Genomic DNA, 23,922 nt, shown 5'->3' on the forward strand with positions numbered 1-23,922 from the left:
AGGGATCATCACATGGCACATCATTCACTTCGGCTGCTGGCGCTCGCCGGCACCTCTTCGATCGCGATCGGGGTTCCCGCGGCGGCGCAGCTTGCAGCGCCGGTACCGGCACAGGCTGCGGACACGTCCGGCGAGATCGTCGTCACCGGCATCCGGCGCGCCAACAACGTCGCGATCGAGGCCAAGCGCAACGCGACCAACATCATCGACGTCATCGGATCCAACGACGTCCGGGCGTTGCCGGATGCGACGATCGTCGAGGCGTTGCGGCGCATACCCGGCCTGTCGGTGCTGCCCGCGACCGACAACGAACATCCCCGCGACGAAGCGGCGACACCGGTCATCCGCGGCCTTGGGCCGGCGTACAACAACGTCACGATCGACGGGTTGCAGCTCGCCTCGCCCGGAACGCCCAACGGGACGCTCGGGTCGATCTCGCGCGGGGTGCGTCTCGACATTCTCCCCGCGTCGATGATCAGCCAGTTGCAGGTGGTGAAGACGTTCACCGCCGACCTCGACCCGAACGCGGTCGGTGGCGCGATCAACATCGTGACGCGCAGCGCGTTCGAAGGCGGCGGCAAGCCGTTCGTCACGACCGAAGCCTCGCTCGGCCATGCGAGCGACACCGGCTTGCCGCGCCACCAGCCCGATTTCGGCACGCGGCTCGGTGCGACGGTCAGCACGACGTTCGGCGCGAACCACCAGTACGGCGTCGTCCTGTCGGGCAATTACCAGACGCTGAGCAGCTACACCGACACGCACATGACGACCGATACGATCCACTATTCCTTCTACAATGCGGCGGGGCAACTTCAGACCGGCGCCAATCTCGGCAACGGCTTCGCGGTGCCGCAGCAGGACAAATACTGGTACGTGATGGACAAGCGCGACCGCTACGGCCTGACAGGCAAGTTCGAGGCGCGCCCGACCGACGCGCTCGAAGCCTATGCCTCGCTCGGCTATTATTATTTCAAGGACAAGATGGACCGCAACGAGGTCCTGATCGATCCGCGCAACCGCGGTACCGTCCTCAACCAGACCGCGACCTCGGGCAGCTATCCTGGCGGCGACGTCGAGGTGGGCTGGGAGAATGCCGACATCGTTACGCGGACCCGCGTCGCGCAGGCGGGGCTGACGTGGCGGCCCGGTGATCGCAAGACGCTGTCGCTCAAGGGTGGCGCATCGCGCGCGACGTATGACGAAGTGTTCCAGATGATCAAATACGCTACCGGCGTCGCGCGGCCGGCGCCCGGCACGGCGGGGGCGACACCGACTGCGACGTCCAACTTCGCGTTCGCCTACGACACCAGCAAGCTCGACCAGAAGTTCGCGGTCGATCCGGCGGCCTACAACAATCTCTCGAACTACAGCCTGCTCTATTACCGACCGAACGGCGAGCGGCACGCGAGCGACACAGTGCTGACGGGCCGGCTCGATTATGCCTTCAACCAAGGTGCCGATGCGGACGGCATCGGCTTTGCGGCGGGCGCGAGCTACACCGACGATCGCCCCAAGTTCAATCTCGACCGGATCGACCAGGCACCCAACACGACCGGCCGGGTAATCGGCCTGGCGACCGCGGTCGGGCCGGGCGGCGCGCCGCTCAACTATTCGAACGGGCTGTACCTGCTCACGATCGATCCGGTTGCCTCGGTCCGCGACATCATTGCGCAGCCCGGATCGATCCTGAACACCACCGATCAGTCGAACTACAACAACCAGGATGATTTCCGCCACGTCGAGAAGATTGCCGGTGGTTATGCGCTGGCGAGCTACGCTTCGTCGGCCATCAACGCGCAAGCCGGCGTGCATCTCGATCACACCGACCAGTCGACAGTCGGGCGGATTAGGCGCAACGGCGTGTTCGTCGATCAGCCGACCAAGTCTAGCTACACCTACGTCCTGCCTTCAGCGATAGCGACCTGGCACGCGACGCGCGCCATCGACCTGCGCGCCGCGGCGAGCCAGACGATCGGGCGGCCGAGCTATGACAGCTATGCCGCGCGCAGTTCGATCGGCTTCGTCAATGCGAGCGATCTCGGCAACGGCGCGGCGACGGGCGTCAACGTCACGATCGGCAACCCGGACATCAAGCCGCGCCGTTCGACCAATCTCGACCTCGCCACCGACTGGACCCTGTCGAGCCGCTATGGCGGGATCGTGTCGCTCGCGGCGTTCTACAAGGACATCAAGGACGAGATCTTCAACGCGGCCTCGGTTGGCTACACCTATGAAGGCGTGAACTACGTCAACGCGGTCGTGACCAAGCCGACCAACGCGACCAAGGCGAGCATCAAGGGGATCGAGGCGAACGCGGTTCTCAACTCGCTCGAGTTCATCCACCCGCTGCTGAACGGTTTCGGCGTCAGTGCGAACGCGGCATTGCTACGCGGCCGGATCGACGTGCTCAGCAGCAGTGGCGTCGCGCGTAGCATCGATCGCCTCGTCGGCCAGCCCGACAGTACGCTCAACGCCAGCGTGTTCTATGCGAAGCACGGCCTGGAACTGCGGGCGGCGTATAATCGGCAGGGCAGGGCGCTGCGCACGATCATCAACGATATCTATTGGCAGGATCTGTACTGGGCGCCGCGCGAGCAGATCGATTTGACCGCGAACTATACGCTGCGGAACGGCGTCGCGGTGATCGGCCAGGTGAGCAACCTGACGCACACTCGCCTCACGAGCTTTGCCGGCCCGGACAAGAATTTGCTCAAGGATAGCTATTCGGTCCCGACGACGTTCTGGCTGGGCCTCCGTTTCACGCCCAAATTCTGATCTCCGAAAGGTCCGACATGACACGATCGCGTTTCGGGACATTGTCCCTGCTTATTCTCGCTGCAATGCCGGTGGTGTCCGTTGCGGCTGCTCCGGCTCCGCCGCGGACCGTACGGGAGATCCACGCGGCGCTGCTCGATCCGAACGGGCGCCTGCTGATCGCGGCCCATCGCGGATGCCATAATCCGGCGCCGGGCCACGCCTTGCCGAGCGCACCGGAAAATTCGCGGGTGGGGCTCGATCACTGCGTGGCGATGGGCATCGACATCATGGAGACCGATGTGCGGCGAACCCGCGACGGCCATCTGGTGATGATTCACGACGCGACGGTCGATCGGACCACCAACGGGACCGGCGCGGTCGATCACCTGACGCTCTCTCAGATCAAGGCACTACGCCTGCGCGACAACGAAGGCGAGAAGGGCGCTGGGCTTACCGATCAGCAGGTTCCGACGCTCGACGAGATATTGGCGCACGCCGGCAACCGGATCGTGCTGAACCTGGACATCAAGGACGCGATCTATGCCGAGGTGATCGATGCCGTCGTCCGTGCCGGCGCGACCGACCGGGTCATCGTGAAGACGGTCGCGGGGATCGGCAGCGCGCCGCTGGCCGCGATGGCGCCGTACGACCGCGTACCGTTCATGCCGATCCTTTCGAGCGGCGATGCGCAGGGTGCGGACCTGGCTGCGATCGTCACGCGCCAAGCGTCGGGCGGGCGGCGTCCGATCGGCGTCGAAGTGCCGCGCATGCCAGCCGCTGCTTTGCCTAGCGTTGCTGCCGCTGCTCGTGCTGCACATGGTCGCGTGTGGGCCAACACGCTGTGGGAAGGATTCATTGGCGGTTATGGCGGCGACGTCGATGCCTTGCGCGATCCCGACGCAGTATGGGGACGCCTGCAACGCGCGGGTGTCGGTATAGTCCAGACCGACGAACCCGAGGCGCTCCGGCGCTACCTCATGCGGTAATCACCATCTCCGTTCTCCCAGGATGTTTGGATAGGTATGTATCAACTCAGTCCACCGCTGCGAACACAGTCGGGCAGGACAGAATGCTGGCATATCCCAAAATGCCAACCAAGATGAACGCCATAGGTGGAGGGCAGGGCACCTGAATGTCCATACTCGTGTCGTCAGTCGACGATTGGCGCATACTGGTGAACGATTTCCGCCGCTGTCATCCTGGCTTCATGATCGTCTCATAGGACGCTCCGGAACTGCAGACGGGGGCGTGGTGAGCAGCAGAGCATTTCCTGTCGACGGTATCGGCATACGCTCGTTACCCGAGCATACGCTGGCGCTGGAGTATCCGGACGCCGAACTGGCGGGCGCATTGCGGCGTTTCGTGCAAGGTCGGCTGGCTCACCATGCCGATGGCGACGATGTGGTGCAGGAAACCTATCTGCGCCTGTTCGCCTATCAGGCGACCGCGCGGGTCAACGACATGAAGGCGCTGTGTTTTTCGATCGCGCGCAACCTGCTGCTCGATCATCACCGCGCCGCACGACGGTCTGCGCATGTCGAACTGGATGAGGCGATCGCCTGTCCGCAACCCACTGCCGACCGGGTGCTGGCCTTCCGTCGCGCCGTGGTGATCATGGCGGACGCGCTCGAGCGCATGCCGCCGCTGCGCCGCGAAATCTTCCTGCGCAAGCGCCTCGACGGGCTGAGGACCGATACGATCGCCCGAAGTCTCGACATGAGCATGGCGGCCGTCGAGAAGCACGTCGTCCGCGCCTTTCAGGACCTCCGCAGCGCGCTTGCCAAGCGCGGCTTCACGATGGAGGCCGGCGCGTGACCGTAGCGGGTGGCGCAACATCGGTGAGCGAAGCCGCGCTTGCCGATGCACTGCAAACGGCGGCGATGCGGTGCGGCCGACTGTCCGACGAGCAGGTCCGGTCGCTTCGGCGTCGACGGCGATCGGCTATCGCGGCCGTAGCGACGGCCCCGGTCGCCATTGCCCTGCTGTTCATGGCCAGTGACGGGTTCGTTGGGACACCGACCGCGCCGCGGGTTGCGACGCGCATGTTCGCCACCCGTGCAGGGGAACGCTCGACCGTGACACTGGCGGACGGCTCGACCGTCGCACTCAATGGCGCGACCAGGCTTCGGGTTGTCTATGCCGACGGACAGCGCCGTGCCGAATTGCTTGCGGGACAGGCGTTCTTCGACGTGCGGCATGACGTTGCGCATCCCTTCGTCGTACGCGCCGGCGCCACCGAGACACGCGTCCTCGGCACCGCGTTCGACCTCGACCTGACCCGGACACAGATAGCGCTGGCGGTCTATCGCGGCGCGGTCGGCTTCGATCCGGTAGGGACGCCGCGTGGCGTCGTGGTCCGCGCCGGTTACCGCAGCGTCGTACGCGGTGGCGTGGCGGCGGTGCCGACGACGTTCGATCCGGCGTTGCCCGACTGGCGCAAGGGCTGGATCGACACGACTGGCATGCGCCTGGACGACTTGGTCGAGGTTCTCGACCGGCAGGGGGGCGTCAGGATCGCACGTCCGCGGGAACCGCTGGCATCGACGACGGTGTTCGGGCGGTTCCGCACCGACCGTCCGCATCAGCTATTGAAGGCAATCGGCAGCGGGTTCGGCTTTACGGTAGTCGAGCGGCAGGGGGCGTTGGCGCTCGAAACCGCGGACTGAAAAAAACACTGTCCGGATTTGGTGGCCTCCACCGTCTTCCCTCTGGGTGGCGTCCGATGGCGCCAAGACGGGGGAATATGATGACGCGGTTTCATGGAACGTCGGCACTGGCCTTGGTAGCGTTCGCTCTAGCCGCACCGACGGTAGCGGATGCACAGTCGACGGGGGCACGAATGTTCGCCATTCCGGCGGGCGATCTGGCGCAGGCGCTGTCGGCCTATTCGAGCGCCACGGGCATGCAGGTTATCGCCGCGCCCGCACTCATTCACGGGCAGCGGACGGAGGGCGTCAGTGGGCGGCTCACTACGTCGGGAGCGCTCGCGATGCTGCTACGTGGTACGGGGCTGCGTCCGGTCGAGAGCAACGGCGTGACGATCCTCCGCCGGGACCAGGCACCGTCGGCGCCGAGCACCGTCAGCGCGCGCGCTCCAGTCATTGCAGCCGGTGCGACGCAAGCTACCACGCTTTCGCGTGAAACGCCGGAGGGCGCCCCAGATATCGTCATCAACGGCTATCGCAGCAGCCTGCTTGCCGCGCAGGACCTGAAGCGTCGCGCGGTCGGCACGGAGGACAACATCGTCGCATCCGACATCGCCGCATTTCCCGACATGAACCTTGCCGAGGCGCTGCAACGCGTGCCCGGTGTCGCGATCACGCGCGACACGGGTGAGGGACGTCAGATCGCCCTGCGCGGCCTGGGCCCGGATTTCACCCGCACGCAGCTCAACGGCATGGAAGTGCTCGGCAACACCGCCTCCGGCATGGACAACCGCGGCAACGTCAGCCGCAGCCGCGGCTTCGATTTCAGCCTGTTCGCCTCCGAGCTGTTCAACCGCGTCAGCGTCCAGAAAAGCTACGCCGCCAACCAGGACGAGGGCGGCATTGCCGGCACGGTGCAGCTCTTCACCGCCAAGCCGTTCGACTATGACGGCCAGAAGATCGTGCTGTCCGCAAAGGGCCAGACCAACGACCAGACCAGCGGCGTCACCCCGCGCCTCGTCGGCCTGTTCTCGCAGCGTCAGGGCGATTTCGGTGCGCTCGTCTCGGTCGCCTATTCGAAGGTTCGCAACAACGAATATGGCTATCGCAACTGGAACTGGGGGAAGGTTACCTACGGCGCGAACAATATCGGGCCCGAGATCGACGCGCCGACGCGGGCGCTGCTGCGCGGCGGCACGATCTTCGCCCCCCAGGCACAATCGCCGTCGACCTGGTACACCGATCGCGAGCGGATCGGCGTCACGAGCGCGCTGCAATATCATCCTGGCGACAATCTCAAGATCGACGTCGACCTGCTGTACGGACACCTCGCCGACAAGCGCGACGACTGGGCGATCGCGGCAGGCGGCTACAACGCGCTGACCGGCAACGTCAGTGGCACACAGGTGATCCGGTCCGCGACGATCCAGGGCAATTCGCTCGTTGCCGCCAGCTACACTGGCATCGATCAGCGCACCGAGCATCATCGCGTCGAGAACCAGACCGACTTTTACCAGGCGGTGGCGAATGTGAGCTGGGACGTCGGCGATCGGCTGAAGCTGACCGCGTTGGGCGGGTACCAGAAGTCGAATTTCGTCCAGCCGACGTTCGACAAGATCTTCCTGCAGGCGCGCAACACCGCGTTCAGTTTCGACATGCAGCCGACGATTCCCGTGAACACCTACGGTTTCGACCTCACCAACCCGGCGAACTGGAACGTCCAGCGGTTGGTCACGCAGGAGAACATGATCAAGAGCGACTATCTCAACGGTCAGCTCCAGGCGGTCTATGACCTCACGCCGATCCTGAAGCTTGAGGTTGGCGGCGAGTACAAGCGCTTCACGAACAGCGGGTATCAGTATCTCACCAACATCTTCTACGGCACGGCGGCGACCAGCGATCGCGCGATACCCGACGCGCTGAAATACGTCATCAACCGCGACAGTCTGCTCCCGTATATCGGCGGCGATATCGCCGGGATCTACGCGCTGCTCAGCAACAACCGGGATTTGACCGCCGCCAACCTGACCGCGGGCAGCGACTTTCGCATTCGGGAAAAGACCTGGGCGGGCTTCACGCAGCTCGATCTCGATACCGACATCGGCTCGATGCGGCTGCGCGGTAATGCCGGCGTCCGCTACTATCACACCGACCTGGTCTCGAGCGGGTCGCTGGCCACCGCGACCAACGGCGTGACCACGCTCCAGCCGGTCACGGTCGGGACCAGCAACGACGATTGGCTGCCCGCGCTCAACGTCGCGCTCGACATCACGCCGAAGCTGATCGCGCGCGCTTCCGCCAGCCGCAACGTCAATCGGCCTGGCCTTCCTCAACTTGCCGCAGCGGGGACGCTGACCGTGGCGCCGTTCGGTGGGTCCGTCTCCGTCGGAAACCCCAATCTCCAGCCGTTCCGGTCGACTTCGGCGGAGGCCGGCCTCGAATATTACATGGACCGCAACGGCTTCGCGTCGGTCGGCTTCTTCTGGAAGGACCTTAACAGCTTCATCACGTCGGAGACGTCGCAGGTTCCCTATAGCGCGACGGGCTTCCCGGTCTCGCTGCTGTTGCCGAGTCAGGACGGTACGACGCCGTACAACTACACGCGCCCGATCAACGGGGACGGGGCCAGCATCAAGGGTATCGAGGCGGCATTCCAGCACGACTTCACCTTCCTGCCCGCGCCGTTCGACGGGTTCGGCATCGTCGCGAACGGCACCTGGATCGATGGTGACCAGACCGCGGTCTACAACGGTGTCGTCAAAAGCATCCCGCTCTACAATCTGTCGAAATGGGCGGCCAACGCGACGCTCTATTTCGAGACCGAACGCTTCGGCGCGCGTGTCTCGACCGCCTATCGCAGCCGGTATCTGACGGGCGCAGGCGGCAACGCGAATGTCGGTGACGGCATCCGCCCAACCAACAACGTCGATTTCCAGGTCCGCTACAGCCCGGTCAAGAACCTGCGCTTCGTCGTCGAGGGGATCAACGTCACCAACCGGCCAATCGAGCAGTTTACCGACCTCTCCACCGACCGGACGCTCGTCTACACCCGGAGCGGCCGCATCTTCACCTTCGGCGTGACGACCAGTTTTTGAGCTCCACGTCCGCGGCGTTCCCGCCGCGGACGAGAGCGTACGGCGTACCTCACGACATCCTGCAACGGGAGTTTGTATGACAAGCCATGTCTCGACGAACCGGCTATCCTTGATGATCGGCACCGCCGCCGCCATGCTGGTGGCACAAGCGACGCCCGCATTTGCACAGGGTTGGCCCGCGCCGGTCGTGCCACTGCCCGAACGCGCCACGGCGCTCGACAAACGTTTCCAGCCTGCGATCGACTTCGACACCGACGTCTGCTTCAAGGTGCCCGCCGTCGACGCGGCAGGCGCCATCAGCCCGGCGGCATCCACCTACGCCACCCGGCCCCCGGCGACGTGCCGCAGCGCCAGCTACCGGACGCAAAGCAACGTCTATGCACGCAGCCGCTGCAACAACGGCTATTGCGGTCGGGTCTACAGCTATTTCTGGCAGTCCGATTTCTCGCACGCCTATGACTGGGAATCGATCATCGTCTGGACGACCGACCAGGGCACCGGCAGCCGCGTCGTCGGCGTCACGCGCGGCGACCATGGCAAGTGGGATACCCGCGCCACGAGTGGCGGCCAGCTCCGCTTCGTCAGCGATTCGAGCGGCGAGCACGCGAAGCTCGTCTTCCATTACGAGACCTGGGGTTTTTCCCATCTGTGGCGCTTCTCCAAGACCGACGGCGGCGACGAGCCCGCCGAGAATGGCACCGGGCAGTGGCTGATCCAGCCGCTGGTAAGCTGGAACGGCTACCCGTCGGTGGCAGTCAGAAACGCGGTATCCAACTATGATTTCAAGGGTGCGAACTTCGACAACAAGGAGGCGCGGTTCGCAAGCACCCTCGCGGCGGCCAACGCGAGCGGCATAGCCCCCGGGTTCGACGCGAACGTCGATGCGGGGAGCGATTCACCGGGCTGTCCGTCGGGCTCCACCACCTGCTGATCGTTACCCTGCGTCGCCGCTATGTCGGCGGCGCAGGGTGCCCGCGTTACGGAGGTCGCATGCCAAGCGTTCGTTCCCGATCGATCCTCATCTCGCCTGGCAGCTTGACCTTGGTCGTCATGGCAATTGCCATCGTCATAGCGATGTTTGCCGGATGGACTCGACGCCCTCGACAAGCCTCGGCGGCAGGTATTACCGTGGTTCGTGGGTCAGCCGCTAGCCCAGCCAGGGCCGTACCGCTTACCCCCGTCGCCCCTGCACGCGTGGCCTCCACCGCCTCGCCCGTCGAGACGGTCGTTGCAGACATTCGAGGCGCATACCCGGTACTGTCCGACGTCGCGATGGTGTGCGAGGCTGGGCGGTGTTCGCTGACCGGAACGATCCGCCCTTTAGCGACGCAAGCCGATCTCGATCAGCGACAGGAGATGTTGCTCGGAGGCCTCGCAGCCGCTCTCGCCACGAACGGATACCGGATGGCGATTCCGTTCCAGTTTGACGAAGTGGCGGACAACACTTTCCAAATCCGCGCAAATGTGGCCCCTGACACTCGCCCGTAGCGAACGCCTGCTGAGCTCTCTGCGTCTACTATGCTGCTCCCGCTTCGATTTGCATTGCGCCGCGCATCACGTTCGCTGCCAGCACAAGTTTCGAGCGTGCCGTGTCCCTGTCGCGTCGGGAATCGGCTGAGGTATGCAGCACCGGGACCAGCACCATCTTGCCATATAATCCGTCTCTACCATGCTATTGGTCGCTTATCCGCGCAAAGCTGAGAATGGGGAAAATGGGCGTGAACGTCCAGGTTTGCGTCACCGCGACCGCGGGCTTGCGATACGATTACGATATCCGGCCCTCCATTACGTCCCTAGTCGGGCAGCGCCCTTGGCATACCGCGTACTGGCATTGTTCCTGAACGCCGATACCTTTGTAGTCGGTCGGGTTGCCCACCGTATCGCGGTAGTTGATCCCCTACTCAGAACCGCCGACGTATCGTTCCGAATACCTGACGTGGTGAACCCGCCTGCATCGTGTTGTTGAGCGATGTTGCGGTGTTGAAGAACTGTCCCGAACCGAGCGCGGCGATGTATTTCTCGTCCGTCAGGTTCACGCCGTTGACCTGGATCTCGACGCCGGCCAGCGCGCTGCTCGACGGAAAGCGATAGCCGACCGCGGCGTCGAACAGCGTGTAGCCTTTCACCGATACATCGCCGGTATAGGTGACGTTACGCCGCGAGGTGAAAGCGCTGGCGACGTTGCCGAAGAACATCCCGTCGTCGTAATTGATTTCGCCTTTGGCGAGATGCGCGGGCGTGTCGACAGTGCGGACGCCCCTGGTCGGCACGAAAGCGGTGCCGTTGACGGTGTCGTCGTCATAGGTGCTGTCGTTGTACGAATACGAAGCGATCAGCGAGAGCGGGCGGGCGACCTGATAGGTCGCGCCGATCTCCACGCCGCGGCTCGTCACGCTGCCGACATTCTGAAGGATGCTCGGGTTACCCAGGATGTTCGCGCCGCTGAACGCTGCGAGCAGGCGGTTCTTGAACTTGACGTCATAGCCCGCGATCACGCCGCGAAGCTTGCCCAGATCGAACCGCCAGCCAGCTTCGATCGTGCGCGAGGTCTCGGGCTTCAGCGTGTCGCGGATCGCCTCGAAACCGACCTGCGTCGTGCCGAAGGGCCCACGGAACGAACTGATATAGGCGCGCATGTTCTCGGCATAATTGGCGAAGAATTCCTGCCGCCCGAGCTTGTACGTCGCGCCGACCTGAGGCTGGAACCAGTCCTTCGCGGCGATCTTGCCGTTGATGAACGGCGTGCCGAACGTCGTCGTGATGCCGTTGGCCACGCGCGCGCCTTTGAAACCGCCGGCGATCGTCAGCGCGTCCAGGATCTTCCAGCTGTCGCTGACGAAATACTGGTTCGTGATCGTCGTGAGATCGGTCAGGAAGTCGCTGCGGAACGGGTTGGTCAGGAAATCGGTGACGTCTGGACGGTCGGTGAGGCTCGCCGCGTAGTAGTTGCGATCGGTACGGGCTTGGTTGTCCTCATGCCAATAGCCGATCTGGAACGTGTGATCGCCGAGGCGTGCGGTCGCGTTGGCGATGCCGCCGTCACGGTTGATGCCGTATTCGGTAGTGCGGACCGACAAGGGGAAGCCGTCGGGCGAGAAGACCGCAGGCGTGTAGATGCCGCCGCTGCCCTCGTCGTAATGATGATAATAGGTTGCGCTAGCGTCGAGCCAGTCGGCGATCGGCACGTTCAGCGTCATCGCACCGAGCCAGTCGCGCCGCACGCCGCCGCTGTCGTAATAGGTATCGTTGACGTTGGTGTACGGCGTCGGGAACACGACCCCCGCCGCGGGGAAGGGCAGTGCCCGATTGGCGGCGCGCGCGGTCTGGTTCGCACTCACCTGGGACAGCAGGATGGCGGTCGCATAGTCCGGCCGCAGGAAGTCGAGGCCATACCCGATCCGGGCCAGCGTCGCCGGCGACAGATCGGCGTAGTTGCGCTCCTTGTGGAGCGAATAGTTCAGCCACCCAGTCAGCGTCGCGTCGCCGAGCTTCTGGACGATCTTGCCGTTCACCTTCGTATCGGACTGGTTGCCGTAACCCTTCCATTTGCTGGCATCGTGGACCACGCCCGAGACCGATAACAGCGTACCTGTCGACAATTCACCGCTGTCGAGCCGGCCGTAGAGATGCACGGTATCGTACATACCATAGGTCAGCGCCACCTCGCCGCCCATCACCTGCGACGGCCCGCGCGAGACGAATTCAAGGTTGCCGCCGAGATTGCTGGTCGATGCGATACCGAGCGAGCCGGCACCCTGCGACACGTCGACGCGCGCGATGTTCTCTGCGGCGATCGCGCGGCTGACGTGCAGACCGTTGTGGCCGTTGTAGAACATGTCGCCGAGCGGCACGCCGTCGAGCGTATAGCCCATCTGGCTCTGGTTGAAGCCGCGCACCGACAGCCGCGTACCGAGCTCGTAGCTGCCGAACGGGTCCGAGCTCTGCAGCGCGACGCCGGGCAGGCGGGCAACCGCCTTCAGCGGCGAACTGCCGGGCGGGAGGATTTCGATCGCCTTGCGCGACACCGTCTGTTCCTGGCGGACTTTGCCCGTGCCGTAGACAACGATTTCGCCGTTCGAGTCCGGTATATCCGGCGAGGGGACAGCGTTAGACGAGGTCTGGGCGAGGGCAGGGCTGGCGACGGCTAGCATCGCGCTCGCCGAGGCAAGCAGAAGCGTCTTCGAAATCACTGGAGGTTCCCGCCTGTCTAGACTGTGCAGCGTCGCCGCTAGGGCGGCGATCGTTGGAGACCAACTAAGCTTGGTTAGGGACGCTTTCATTACGACGGCGCTACGGAAATATGACGGTTGGCTCGCTTGTCACGATCCCGTCACGCGTCCTGATTAGGACCGGATCGATGGCCAACCCAGACACCCTCTGGCATCGTCGCGCGTTGCTCGGCGCGATGGCCTCGCTCGCCATGCTACCGTCGATCACGGTCGATGCGGGGGCACAGGCGGTCGTCGATCCGTTCGCGCTGGGCGTGGCCAGCGGCGATCCCGGTACCGATGGCTTCGTGCTCTGGACGCGACTTGTCGGCGTACGTGCCGAACCGCTGCAGGCCGCGGCCGTCGTCGTGCGGTACGAAATCGCAACCGACGCCGCGTTCCGCGTGATCGTGAAAACGGGGCGCGGGCTGGCGCATCCAGAGCGCGCGCATGCGGTGCACGTCGAGGTCGCCGGACTGCTCGCCGGGCGACCCTATTGGTATCGTTTCCACGCTCTCGGCGCGACGAGCCCGGTCGGTCGCGCGACGACGGTGCCGCACGTTGCGGACCGACTGCGGCTTGCGGTGACGTCGTGTCAGCATTGGGAGCAGGCGCGGTTCGGCGTCTACCGCGACATCGTCGCTGCCGAGCCCGACCTGATCCTGCAGCTCGGTGACTACATCTACGAGCAGAGCTATCCGGGCGTGCCGCATGTGCGCGATTTCGGGGCGCCGGAGCCACGCGACCTCGCCGGTTACCGGCAACGCCATGCGCTCTACAAGACCGACCCGGATCTTCAGGCTGCGCATCGTGCCTGCCCCTGGCTGGTTACGTGGGACGATCACGAGGTGCTCAACGACTATGCCGGGCTCGCCAATCGCGAAGGGTTGCCGCCTGCGCAATTCGCACTTCGCCGCGCGGCGGCGTACCAGGCGTATTTCGAGCATATGCCGATCCGCCCAAGTCTTTGGCGAGGACGGCTCGAACCGCGGCTGTATCGCGCTGTGGATTGGGCCAACCTTGCGTCACTGTCGGTGCTCGACACGCGCCAATATCGTAGCATGCCGCCGTGTGCCGCGCCGAACGTTGCGCGCAACGTGCGGCTCGACGCGTGCGCGCAGGCCGCCGCACCATCGCGGACGATTATGGGCGCGGCACAGGAACGGTGGCTGTCCGGGCGGCTTGCCGGAGAGCGGTGCCACTGGTCGCTCGTTGCGCAGCAAGTGTTCTTTGCGCCGCTTTGGCTCGACGGGACGCGACAATCGACCTTCAGCGATCAGTGGGACGGCTACACCGCCAATCGCGACCGGTTGCTGACCGAGTTAAGTCGTACGACGGTCCGCAATTCGGTGGTGCTGAGTGGCGACGTGCACTCGTTCTGGGTAAACGACCTGAACGGGCAGGGCGAGGCACCGATCGGCAGCGAGATCGTGACGTCGGCGTTGGGCGCTGCTTCGCCGCCAGTCGGTCGGTTCGGCGATGTCAGCCGGAACAATCCGCATGTGCGCTTCCACGATGTCGAGCATGCCGGTTGGGTGAGACTGGATATCGATCGCCGTGCCCTGCGGGCCGACATCCGCATGATCGCCGATCGTGAGGATGCGAGCAGCATCGTACGATCGGGTGGCGTATTCGTCATGCCGTCCGGCGCACGACGAATGCGCAAGGCTTAGAAATCGGTCCAATTCCGGAAGTCTTAGGCAAATGATCGCATCCGTAAGACGGCCGCCTCGAAGACAGATCGCTGTCCCAACGGCACGGAGAGCGCGTAATCTGGCAGCCGCGTTTGTCACACAGGGTTAAGATGCGCGCCGTAGCGCCCGCCTATGAAAAATCGAACGTTAAGGCTGTGGTCCCAGAGCATGGTGGCGCGACTGATGGTACCCATCGCCATCATGTTGAGATTGGTGTGCCTTCTGGGCCTGATCGGATACGGTACAAGAGAACGTGTTCAGACTGCGCGCGACGCAGCGAATGCCGGCCAGATCGTTCGGATCAGCCTGATCGAGGTACGGTCAATCAGCCGCTCGTTGCAACGTGACGCGTTAAATCTGTTGCTTGAACGCAATCCAAGCGAACTCGCGATCATCCAGGGGAAATTCACGAAACGGTCGATCCAGATGCGGATGCAGCTTAACCAACTGGTTCGGAACCCCAGCGCGGGACTGAGCGCACGGAGTCCATATATAGGCAGTCAGATAATCGTATTACGGCAGTTGGCCATCATGGCCGACGACGCCACGAAGCATCGCCGGGATCGGGCGTGGACCGTCTTTCGCGATGACGTCCGTCCCAACGAGCGGATGGCATCCAAGATCGCCGATACCCTCATCGCTGGACAGGAAGCCGAGGTCGAGCGTCTGTTCCGCACCGCCCATGATCTGGAGAAGCAGGAAGTAGCGATCAGTATCGCGGCGGGCATCATCCTGTTTTCTCTCGCCGCATACGGCACAGTGCTGATCATTCAGAAGACCATCGTCCACCCGTTGCTGGACATCGAGCACACGTTGGCGGTGATCGCCGGAGGTGATGCAGAAGGCCGCACGCCGCACGGGGAACGACAGGATGAGATCGGCCGGATGTCACGCGCGATCGAGGTCTTTCGTGCGTCGGTGGTGGAGCGCGGGCGGTTGGAAGCCGATATTGGCCGGCAGCGCTTCGCAGAGGTTCACCGCGAACGTCAGGTCGAAGATGCGCGACGTACAGCACAAACTGCCGAGGCTGAACGTGATCGTATCGTCCGGCAGGCCGCAACCACGTTGGAAGGAGAGATAGCGAACGTCCTTGCCGAACTTCGCGGAGCAGCCGGACAATTGTCCACGACATCCGGGGAACTCGAGGATCATTCGACCGATGCGACCCGCGAACTGAATAGCGTTGGCGTAGCCGTTAGGCGAGCGATCGACGGAGCGACGGATATTGCCGCGGCAACGAACCAGTTTATGGGCGCGATCCATCAGTCCAGCAAGAGCACACGCCTGTCTGCCGATCTCAGCGCAAAGGCTGCGGACTGTGCGGCCAGGCTCGCACAGGATATGACGGACGTCCAGGATGACGCCCGTGCGATTGGTGCGATCGTCGGAGTCATCACAAGTATTGCTGCACGAACCAAGCTCCTCGCGTTGAACGCCGCCATGGAGGCGGCCCGCGTCGGCGAAGCCGGAAAGGGGTTTGCAGTCGTTGCCGACGCGGTAAAATCGTTGGCCGCGCAGACCGCGGAAGCTACGGGTGAGATTGCCGAGCAGATAGCTGGCATGCAACGCGGCACCGGGGCAGCTTTTGCCGGCCTGTTGCATATCCGCGCGATGGTCGAGGAGATGGCTAGCGGCACCGATGATCTCGCTTCGAGCATTGGCGAACAGGCACAGAGCGGCCAGGTCATCAGCCGGAACGTCGATGGAACCGCTACTGACCTGGACCTGATCGGGCGTCTGGTGACAGGTGTATCCGTCGCGACACAGAGTACTACGGGGATGGCAGCCAAGGTCCGCATGGACTCACGGTTGGTCGAAAACGGCGCATCGTCAATCGACGCTGCCCTGTTGCGCTTTTTTGAAAAGCTGCACGTGACTTGAGCCTACGCGCCGTCGATCCGGAACACTGGATAGGTGCGGCCTAGCGTAGACTGCTGCCCTCCAATGCGAGGACCGCAGCCCGCATTGCTACGATGCGATCGGTAGCCGTGGGCGAAAGCTCGCCCCAGGAAAATGCGGAACGGTCACGCACTCCTTCGCGCCACATCCGCGCAGCGACATTGTACAGGTCCACTGCGGTCGGGGACCGACCCGTCGACACGCAATCGATTATTTGCTGGGCAACGAGCGAGCTAGCGCGAGACATCTGGAATTACCTCTACTGCAAGCGCTGTCCCTAGTTGCGTTTGATGGCACCAGAATGACAGCGCCGTGTCTTCAAACACCTAACAGTATCAAAAGGGCTTCCCGAGCTTCGCGGTCTGACGCAGAAATCACGTCCAGCCAAGCGCCGTGCTGGTCCGAATATAGGCCCCGGCAATTCACCCGTCCGGGTGCGGCGCGACGGACGTATGGTCGCGTTTCATTCCGATGCATTAGCGGCTCGCCAAGATTTGTAGGCAGTGCGAGGGGCCAATTACAGGCCCAGGTGTCGTGGTGAATGAGTGTCCGTGTGTGGACGCCCCGCTGGATACAAGGGGGTTTTTGAGAGATTTGTTCGCGCAGGTTCAGGTGCTTCCGTGTGTCCGGCCTGTTGATGCAGCCATCATCACGGCTGCTGGCCTGTATGGAGATCGCGGATCGGGTCCAGACCGAAGTTGCGCGCTCGAGGCGCTCGGACACATCCCTGGTTTTCCCAATCCCGTCTTCTGACCGTTGCGCCATACCTCTCTATTGACCTTCCTTGCGTCCCTGACGCCTCAAGCCTTGACGGTTACACCGCCGCGGCCGGAGCTCTGTATGACCCGCCATGCGCCATCAGCGCCCAGACGGTCCTCGCCATCTTGTTGGCCAACGCCACCGTGATCAGCATGCGCGGCCTGCGAGCCAGCATGCCGGCCAGCCATGCGTCGGCTTTATCGTGGTAACGCGCCGCAACCTTCGTAACCGAACTTGCGCCGATAATAAGAAGCCTCCGCAAGCTACGCTCGCCCATCTTTGTTGTGCGCCCCAGCCGCTCCTTGCCGCCGCTAGAGTGCTGTCGGGGTACGAGGCCAAGCCAGGCTGCAAAATCACGCCCGCGTCGGAACGTGCTGGCAGCAGGCGCTAGCGCCACAAGCGCAGTCGCGATCACCGCCCCACCCCTGGAATGGTCATCAGCCGGTTCGCCACGGGGTCAGTCTTGGCCCGGTGCGCGATTTCGCGATCCAGAAGAGCGATCTGCGACTGAAGCGCTTGAAGGCTTTGAGTGATAACTGTCAGCACTGGCCGCGCCACAGGTGGTATATCGGATGCAGGATCGGCAACAAGCTCGACCAGCTTTCCGACATGCCCGACACCCTGCCGAACGATGTAGCCAAATTCGGTAAGGTGTCCTCGTAGGGCGTTGATCAGCTGCGTGCGCTGGCGCACGAGCAGATCGCGCGTACGGAAGATTACTCCGGAGGCCTGTGCTTCGGCGCTCTTACCCTGCACGAACCGCATCGTCGGGCGCTGCGCAGCCTCGCAAATCGCTTCGGCATCGGCCATATCGTTCTTCTGCCGCTTCACGAACGGCTTTACGTAGGCCGGTGGAATGAGCCGCGTGTCGTGACCTACTGCGGCGATCTCGCGAGCCCAGTAATGGGCGCTCGCACAGGCCTCCATTGCCACCACGCATCGTGGCAAGGTCGAGAAGAATGACAGAACCTGATCACGCCGAAGCTTTTTGCGGAAGATGACAGCACCGCTCGGATCCGAGCCGTGAACCTGGAAAACCGACTTGGCCAGATCGATGCCGACTGTGCTAACCTCACCCATGGACGCCTCCTCAGTGGTGTTTTCAACACCTCCACTATGGCACATCAATGCCGTCAGGGGGCGTCCACCCCAACGAAGCTGCAAGGTTTGAAATCATAGCGAGTGTTTGTTTGTTGGGCTGGCCGGTAGCCGTAGGGCAGGAGCGCGACTGCCTGATTTATCCGTTTCATCGATCAAGCCGTTCATGATCTCGGACGAACGTTCAGATGTAACATCAACTAGCTATATAAGATAAAGCCCGTTGAGCTTTGTACAAGGCTTGATTGATTCTTATTCCGTCACTGCTAATATCTGGCTAGTTACCTGAAGTGATCATATGCAGATCAATCAGATGAGAAGCGATTTCTAACAATTTATCGGACAAAGATTGGCTCTGTGCGGCGAAATTGACAGTAATAATTCGGTAGTTTGTTTCGATACGATACAGCGTATTCTCGGGCGAGTAGGTTTCAGGCTCGGTGGGTACGAGATGGCAGGGCGCGATCGGTGCGTAACTGGGTATCTTGTTCGCGACGATGGCGAGAAGCCACCAGTGCGGAATAAGCCAAGGGAGTTCCTGTTTTCAGATTCCGCCGTTCAACCTAATTACGTGTTCGTTGCCAGCAATCCGTGATTGTCGACGCGCGTGCCGTCGATGCTATGCCCAGCAATGAAGGCCGACGTTCCGCTCTCCGCTCCCTTTCAAGTCGTCCAGGCAACGGATCGGCTGCTTGGCGCTATCGTCCAACCGGATGAACGAATGGCTGAAGTTGGGAGGCGGGGAAGGGCATCAGAACGTCCGTTTCTCTATCGCGGCCTGAGTCAACAGGCGCAGGCCACTCTCCGCCGCCGCGAGTGCGCCGGTCTGAGGAATTGGTAGGCTACGAAATACAAATACTGTTTTTTCTGCCAGGCTTGAGATTGCCGCGCGGGGTTCGTGCTTCTCTCCGGGGTCGGCACGTAGCCGCCCCATGATGGGGTAAGAGAAAGCGGTGTGGATCAATCTTTTGGACGCCCTTGTCGCTGCGACAGGCTGCGGACGCTACGATCTCACACCACCTTCGTCCCCGTGAGGACCTCTTCCTGCCGAGGCAGAACCGTGAAAGCTCCTTTCTGAGATCGTATCAGGAGACCGCGACCGCGGTGCCGGGTCCGCTTCCCCAGCGGAAGTCGGTGCCGTCCGTCCACATGCGGTGGAGAACGACGGCCAGGCGGCGCGCGACGGCGACAATCGCGCGCCGCATACCCCGGCGCTGGGCGACCTTCATCCCCCAGGCCTTAAGCCACGACCAATGCCGGCTCTGAGTCATCAGGATCTGCGCCGCTTCATTTGCCACCGTTCCGAACTACGGGCTGAGTTAAATCGCGAGCATATCTTGCCGAACTGGCATTTACGGGAGTTTGGTCTTCACCGGGTATCCGTAACGCTGCCGAACCGCGAATTGCACGGCCACGTTACCGAAGTGGGTTGGCGCCGCTCCCGGAGCCTTGCGCCTCGGCCTCTGGTGACGATCGCTGACCCTGGCTTGAGGCCCCGCGGAGAAGTGCGTTGAACGTTTCCGTCCGCCTTTATAATAGCACCGGACCAGTTACTTCGGTCGCCTCGTGCTCGGCAACCGCGCCCGGCAGCACGCATAAACGTAGATCGTCAGGATTTTGAGAAGCAATGAATTATCGCCATTCCTTCCATGCTGGCAATAGTGCCGATGTCGTGAAGCACAGCTTGCTGATCGCGCTCGTGCGGGCCTTGCAGCAAAAACAGGCCGCCTTGACCCTGATCGACACCCATGCCGGCTGCGGGCTGTACGACCTCGACGGCGACGATGCTCAACGTACCGGCGAGTCTGCGCAGGGCGTGCTGCGGGCCCTTGCCGACCCGAACCCGTTGCTGCACGACTACCGCGCCGCCATACGGGCGGTGAACGTAGGCGCCGAGCCGCATTTATACCCCGGATCGCCGCGGATACTGGCGCAGCTTCTGCGCCCGCAGGATTTCCTGATCCTGAACGAAAAACATCCCGATGACGCCTACACCCTGCGCGGCGTGATGCGCGGCACATCCGCTGCCGTGCATGAGCGCGACGCCTACGAGCTTTGGCTGGCGATGCTGCCGACCCGAACCGCGCGGGGCGTGGTGGTTGTCGATCCGCCGTACGAGCAGCCCGACGAGCGCGAACGTATCACAGCCACGCTCGCTGCCGCTCACCGCAAATGGGCGCATGGCGTGACGGTGATCTGGTATCCGCTCAAAGACCGCACCACGCATTCGCGGTGGACGGAGCAGTTACGCAAGCTCGGCATCCCAAAACTGCTGCAGGTTGACCATTGGTTGTACGATGACGATCAGCCCGGCATCTATAATGGCGCAGGCCTTTACATCGTCAACCCGCCCTACGCCTTCACGCAAGCGCTGCCACCTCTGCTGGAAGCCCTGCGCTCCGTGCTGGCGCCGGAGGGACATCGGGGCGAGATCACGACCGATTGGTTGGCCAGTTAATAGAGTGCCCGATGGTAAGGGCGACGACGATCGAAAGCCGCTACTGCTCCGGCTCCAGCCATTTGAACTTCCCGATCCCTGCCAAGGCATCGAAAACACCGTTCGACGCGGCGAAAAGCTGAAGTGCTTTCGATCGGCACGAGTTGAGTGCCTTTGCGGCTGAAGAAGCTTCGGCCCGATCATTCTTCGAATTGGGATAGGGGGCAGCCTTGGCCTAAAGTCGTGCAAAGACGGTGAAATTAGCGGGGGCGCCGGAGCGCCCCCGCTACCTCTCAAATTTTCACGCGAAGACGGGTGTAGTAAAAACCTCCGTTGAAGCCGAACGGACCGCCGTTACGCGGATAGACCTGACCATCCGACGTGCCACCGGTGAGCGGATAGATCTGCACCGTCGAATTGGGAGCCAACCGATCAGGATGCTCGTCGGTGAAATTCTGAGCGCCGACGGACAGGGTGAAGTATTTGAAGGTGTAGCTCAGTTCCAGATCGGTGGTGAACTTGCCGCCGAACGTCTGGTTCGCAACGCCGTTTGTCTGGCCGTAATCCTGGGCACTGGTGAATGAGCTGTAATAGTTCTCGCGAACGTTGAAGCTCAGATTGTCCAGGGACCAGTTAGCATTGAACACGACGCGGTGCTTGGGCGCGAGATTTTCGGCGTCGATAAGCTGGGCGACGCTGATGATCCGGGCGTCGTAATCGGTGACCTTGGTATCGTTGTAGTTGTACGCCAGCGAGAAGTTGAGCAGCGCATCGCTCAGCTTCGTCCGGTACGTCCCGACGACGTCGATGCCCTGCGTACGGGTCTTGAAGCCGTTGGTGAAGTACTGAACCTGACCGCCGATGCCGACCGGCAGCAGCGCCGGTTGCGCCGCGAGGTCCGCTGCCGTGACGATGAACGGCGAGGTCAGGCCGATGCGGTTGCGCAGATTGATGCGGTACCCGTCGACCGTGATGGTCATGCCGCGAACCGGTTCGAGGATGACGCCCAGACCGTAGTTGGTCGACTTCTCCGGCGACAGGTTGGTCGCCCCGTAATATTGCGCGACCGCGGTATTCGTCGGGTACGTTCCGGCCTGGAAAGCGACACCGTTGTTGAACGACGTGGTGACGATCGAGACGTTCGACTGACCCGGCGACGGTGCGTGGAACCCGGTGCCGAAGCTGCCGCGGACCGAGAATCCTTCGACGAACTTGTAGAGCGCGTTGACCTTGCCGACCCAGGCATCGCCGAACGTGTTGTAATGCTCGTATCGGCCCGCTGCACCGACGGTCAGCGCCTCGGTGAGATCCGTCTCCAGGCCGACATAGGCGGCATAGGCCTTTTGACTGAACTTGCCTGCCGTTGCCGGGCTCGTGCCGGCATAGCCACTGGCGCCCACGCCCTGCGGCGCAGTCGCACCCGATAGCGTGTAAACGCCCGGTGCAGTCAACGTGTAGAGCTGCTGCGCTACGGCATAGGGACCTGCGCTATAGGATTGCAGGTCGCCTGCGGTCTGCTCGTAGGTTTCCTTACGGAATTCGCCACCAGCCGAGATGGTCAGCGGAGCAGCGAGGCCGAGGTCGGCGGCATAGGTGAAGTCGGCGTTGAAGTTGGCTTCCTTCTGGATCAGATCGCCGAAGTCGAAGCTCGTCTCCGTCGCTGGACCGTAGGAAAAGTTGGCCGAATTATACATCGACAGCGACAGCTTGTTCCGGGCGAGCGTGCCGGAAAGATCGTAGGTAAAGTCGCCAGCCGTGCCCTTGTAGCCAAGCACGCCGTAGAGTTCCTGCGTCTTGCCGACGAAGCGGGGGGTAAAACCCGCGGGGTAGAGCTGGCTGTACCGGAACGTGTTGCCATCGCGTACGAAGCCTCCGGTCGGACAGGTCGCGTTGCCAGCCGGGCAGGGGGTCAGGAAGAACGTGTTGTTGAACGCGCCGTTGGCGCCCTGATTGCGCACCACGCCGTTCGTGTCGACCGCAGTGCTGGAGACGGACGGACGGTAGTTGAAGCTCTGGTTGCCCTTGCTCTGCGCGAAGTTGCCGAAGAAGTAGAGCTTGCTGTCCGCGGTCACGTTGAGCGCGGCGTTCAGCACCGATTTGAAGCCGTGCGAGGGAGAGTTGCCCCAGATCTGCACGGGGAGGGGGTAGTTGGGCAGCTGCGAGGCGAGCGCGGGAAAGTTCTGCGCGAAGTTCGCTGCCGATGGGCGTTGGCGACCGCGGCTGGTCTGTCCTTCGTCGACATATTCGCCGGTGGCGTTGATGAAGCCCCAATCACCCTTGAGGCCGGCATTCCCGGCGATCTGATAGCTTTCGCCGTCGCCGGCATAATATTGGCCGGCGCGGCCGACCAGTTCGATCCCCTGATCCTCGCGAAGACCGTAGTTGAGCACGCCCGCGATGGCGTCGGAGCCGTATTGTGCGGTCGCGCCTTCGCGTAGCACCTGGAGGTTGCCGATCGCGAGCGACGGGATCGCGGAGATGTCGGGGCCCTGCGCGCCGCGGCCGAGACCGGTGTCGCTGCCGCCATAGACCTGTACCAGCGCCGACCGGTTGTACCGCTTGCCGTTCAGCATCACGAGGACCTGATCGCCCGACAGGCCGCGAAGCGAGGGCGAGCGCACGAAGGTCGATGCATCCGAGATCGAGTTCTGGCCAGCATAGAAGGACGGAACGATGTTCTTCAGCGCATCGATCATGTTGGCGGCAGGCTGCGTCGTCAGATCGGCCGAACTGATGATGTCGACGGGCGAGGGCGAGTTGGCGAGCGTACGGTCGGTACGGCGCGTACCGAGTACGAGGATGTCGCTCGGTGCCTCGGCCTCGGCGGGCGCTACTGCTTGGGGCGTCGAATCTTGGGCAGAGGCTATGGCGACGTCCTGACCACTACCAGATTCGGCCGCAAAAGCAGCAGAGCCCGATAGCAGTGCGACCGCCAATGCAACGGTCGAAGTCGTGTATCTGATCATCTGAAACCCCTTAAGAAACCCGGCCCTTCAAGAGCCTTCTCCAGATGTTCCTGCCCTCGATCGTCGATTGCTCTCGGCGTATCGAAAACGCTTTTTGATCAGCCCTGCGAATGTCGTGACGATGTCATTTCATGCACCGTCATCGTGGAACAAACGGCCACAACGGGTTCGGTCTGGCAATCGGAAACTTCGCTGCAGATTACGCATCTGTAACAATGTTGCAATTTTATCGCACTTCGGTGAGAGCGAGTCGGAACTGCTGAGTGAACCGTCGAGTGTATCCAATCGCATGAACGACTGGCAGAAGTCGGAGGCGGAAAACCATCCGCAGATGTCGGTTCTGGTTTCACTCGTTAATTTCAGA

11 protein-coding genes and 2 pseudogenes are annotated in these 23,922 nt (G+C 62.7%); 9 read left to right on the plus strand and 4 right to left on the minus strand.

The window, feature by feature from the left end; all coding sequences use genetic code 11:
• Positions 1-12 precede the first annotated feature (12 nt).
• The 6 genes from IFR23_RS11560 (at position 13) to IFR23_RS11585 (ending at position 9,428) form a co-directional block, all read left to right on the plus strand.
• On the plus strand, positions 13-2,775 hold the full coding sequence (locus IFR23_RS11560) for a TonB-dependent receptor (RefSeq protein WP_192976038.1): 2,763 nt from the start codon (positions 13-15) through the stop codon (positions 2,773-2,775).
• Between the two features lie 17 nt (positions 2,776-2,792).
• The gene (locus IFR23_RS11565) at positions 2,793-3,743 is read left to right on the plus strand and encodes a glycerophosphodiester phosphodiesterase family protein (protein ID WP_244655624.1); all 951 of its coding nucleotides are present in this window, start codon (positions 2,793-2,795) and stop codon (positions 3,741-3,743) included.
• Positions 3,744-4,008: 265 nt separating this feature from the next.
• Positions 4,009-4,572: a sigma-70 family RNA polymerase sigma factor gene (locus tag IFR23_RS11570; protein ID WP_192976039.1), complete on the plus strand. Its 564-nt coding sequence runs from the start codon at positions 4,009-4,011 to the stop codon at positions 4,570-4,572.
• Complete coding sequence (locus IFR23_RS11575) at positions 4,569-5,423, plus strand: FecR domain-containing protein (RefSeq protein WP_192976040.1); 855 nt, start codon at positions 4,569-4,571, stop codon at positions 5,421-5,423. The genes IFR23_RS11570 and IFR23_RS11575 overlap by 4 nt, the downstream gene beginning before the upstream one ends.
• Positions 5,424-5,503: 80 nt before the next feature.
• Positions 5,504-8,497: a TonB-dependent receptor gene (locus IFR23_RS11580; RefSeq protein WP_192976041.1), complete on the plus strand. Its 2,994-nt coding sequence runs from the start codon at positions 5,504-5,506 to the stop codon at positions 8,495-8,497.
• Between the two features lie 76 nt (positions 8,498-8,573).
• Positions 8,574-9,428 carry an NPP1 family protein gene (locus IFR23_RS11585; RefSeq protein ID WP_192976042.1) on the plus strand — a complete coding sequence of 285 codons (855 nt, stop codon included), beginning with the start codon at positions 8,574-8,576 and terminating at the stop codon, positions 9,426-9,428.
• Positions 9,429-10,398: 970 nt separating this feature from the next.
• Here the strand turns inward: IFR23_RS11585 and IFR23_RS11590 are convergent.
• Entirely contained in the window at positions 10,399-12,687 is a 2,289-nt protein-coding gene (locus IFR23_RS11590; RefSeq protein WP_192976043.1) for a TonB-dependent receptor domain-containing protein, read from the minus strand.
• 167 nt (positions 12,688-12,854) lie between these two features.
• On the opposite strand from IFR23_RS11590, the gene IFR23_RS11595 reads away from it, so the two are divergent.
• Both IFR23_RS11595 and IFR23_RS11600 read left to right on the plus strand, forming a co-directional pair.
• Positions 12,855-14,378 (plus strand): alkaline phosphatase D family protein, encoded by a 1,524-nt coding sequence (locus IFR23_RS11595; RefSeq protein WP_181321254.1) that lies wholly within the window; start codon positions 12,855-12,857, stop codon positions 14,376-14,378.
• A gap of 204 nt (positions 14,379-14,582) precedes the next feature.
• Positions 14,583-16,280, plus strand: a complete 1,698-nt coding sequence (locus IFR23_RS11600; RefSeq protein ID WP_192976044.1) for a methyl-accepting chemotaxis protein — start codon at positions 14,583-14,585, stop codon at positions 16,278-16,280.
• An 832-nt stretch (positions 16,281-17,112) separates the two neighbouring features.
• Here the strand turns inward: IFR23_RS11600 and IFR23_RS11605 are convergent.
• Together IFR23_RS11605 and IFR23_RS11610 are read right to left on the minus strand one after the other, a co-directional pair.
• Positions 17,113-18,137 (minus strand): annotated as a pseudogene (locus IFR23_RS11605) (IS110 family transposase).
• A 1,103-nt stretch (positions 18,138-19,240) separates the two neighbouring features.
• Positions 19,241-19,444, minus strand: a pseudogene (locus IFR23_RS11610) (IS110 family transposase); the annotation flags it as partial.
• A gap of 338 nt (positions 19,445-19,782) precedes the next feature.
• Here IFR23_RS11610 and IFR23_RS11615 point away from each other — a divergent pair.
• Complete coding sequence (locus IFR23_RS11615) at positions 19,783-20,613, plus strand: 23S rRNA (adenine(2030)-N(6))-methyltransferase RlmJ (protein ID WP_192976045.1); 831 nt, start codon at positions 19,783-19,785, stop codon at positions 20,611-20,613.
• A gap of 272 nt (positions 20,614-20,885) precedes the next feature.
• On the opposite strand, the gene IFR23_RS11620 is transcribed toward IFR23_RS11615, so the two are convergent.
• Positions 20,886-23,558 (minus strand): TonB-dependent receptor plug domain-containing protein, encoded by a 2,673-nt coding sequence (locus IFR23_RS11620; RefSeq protein ID WP_192976046.1) that lies wholly within the window; start codon positions 23,556-23,558, stop codon positions 20,886-20,888.
• Positions 23,559-23,922 lie beyond the last annotated feature (364 nt).

This window comes from Sphingomonas sp. CFBP 13603, from assembly GCF_014892665.1.
GTDB lineage: Bacteria > Pseudomonadota > Alphaproteobacteria > Sphingomonadales > Sphingomonadaceae > Sphingomonas.

What these genes read in the sequence shown, in the direction of transcription:
- IFR23_RS11565 (WP_244655624.1), top strand. Translation starts at nt 2,793, where the DNA reads ATGACACGATCGCGTTTCGGGACATTGTCCCTGCTTATTCTCGCTGCA.
- IFR23_RS11615 (WP_192976045.1), top strand. Translation starts at nt 19,783, where the DNA reads ATGAATTATCGCCATTCCTTCCATGCTGGCAATAGTGCCGATGTCGTG.
- IFR23_RS11585 (WP_192976042.1), top strand. Translation starts at nt 8,574, where the DNA reads ATGACAAGCCATGTCTCGACGAACCGGCTATCCTTGATGATCGGCACC.
- IFR23_RS11600 (WP_192976044.1), top strand. Translation starts at nt 14,583, where the DNA reads ATGGTACCCATCGCCATCATGTTGAGATTGGTGTGCCTTCTGGGCCTG.
- IFR23_RS11580 (WP_192976041.1), top strand. Translation starts at nt 5,504, where the DNA reads ATGACGCGGTTTCATGGAACGTCGGCACTGGCCTTGGTAGCGTTCGCT.
- IFR23_RS11620 (WP_192976046.1), bottom strand. Translation starts at nt 23,558, where the DNA reads ATGATCAGATACACGACTTCGACCGTTGCATTGGCGGTCGCACTGCTA.
- IFR23_RS11595 (WP_181321254.1), top strand. Translation starts at nt 12,855, where the DNA reads ATGGCCAACCCAGACACCCTCTGGCATCGTCGCGCGTTGCTCGGCGCG.
- IFR23_RS11560 (WP_192976038.1), top strand. Translation starts at nt 13, where the DNA reads ATGGCACATCATTCACTTCGGCTGCTGGCGCTCGCCGGCACCTCTTCG.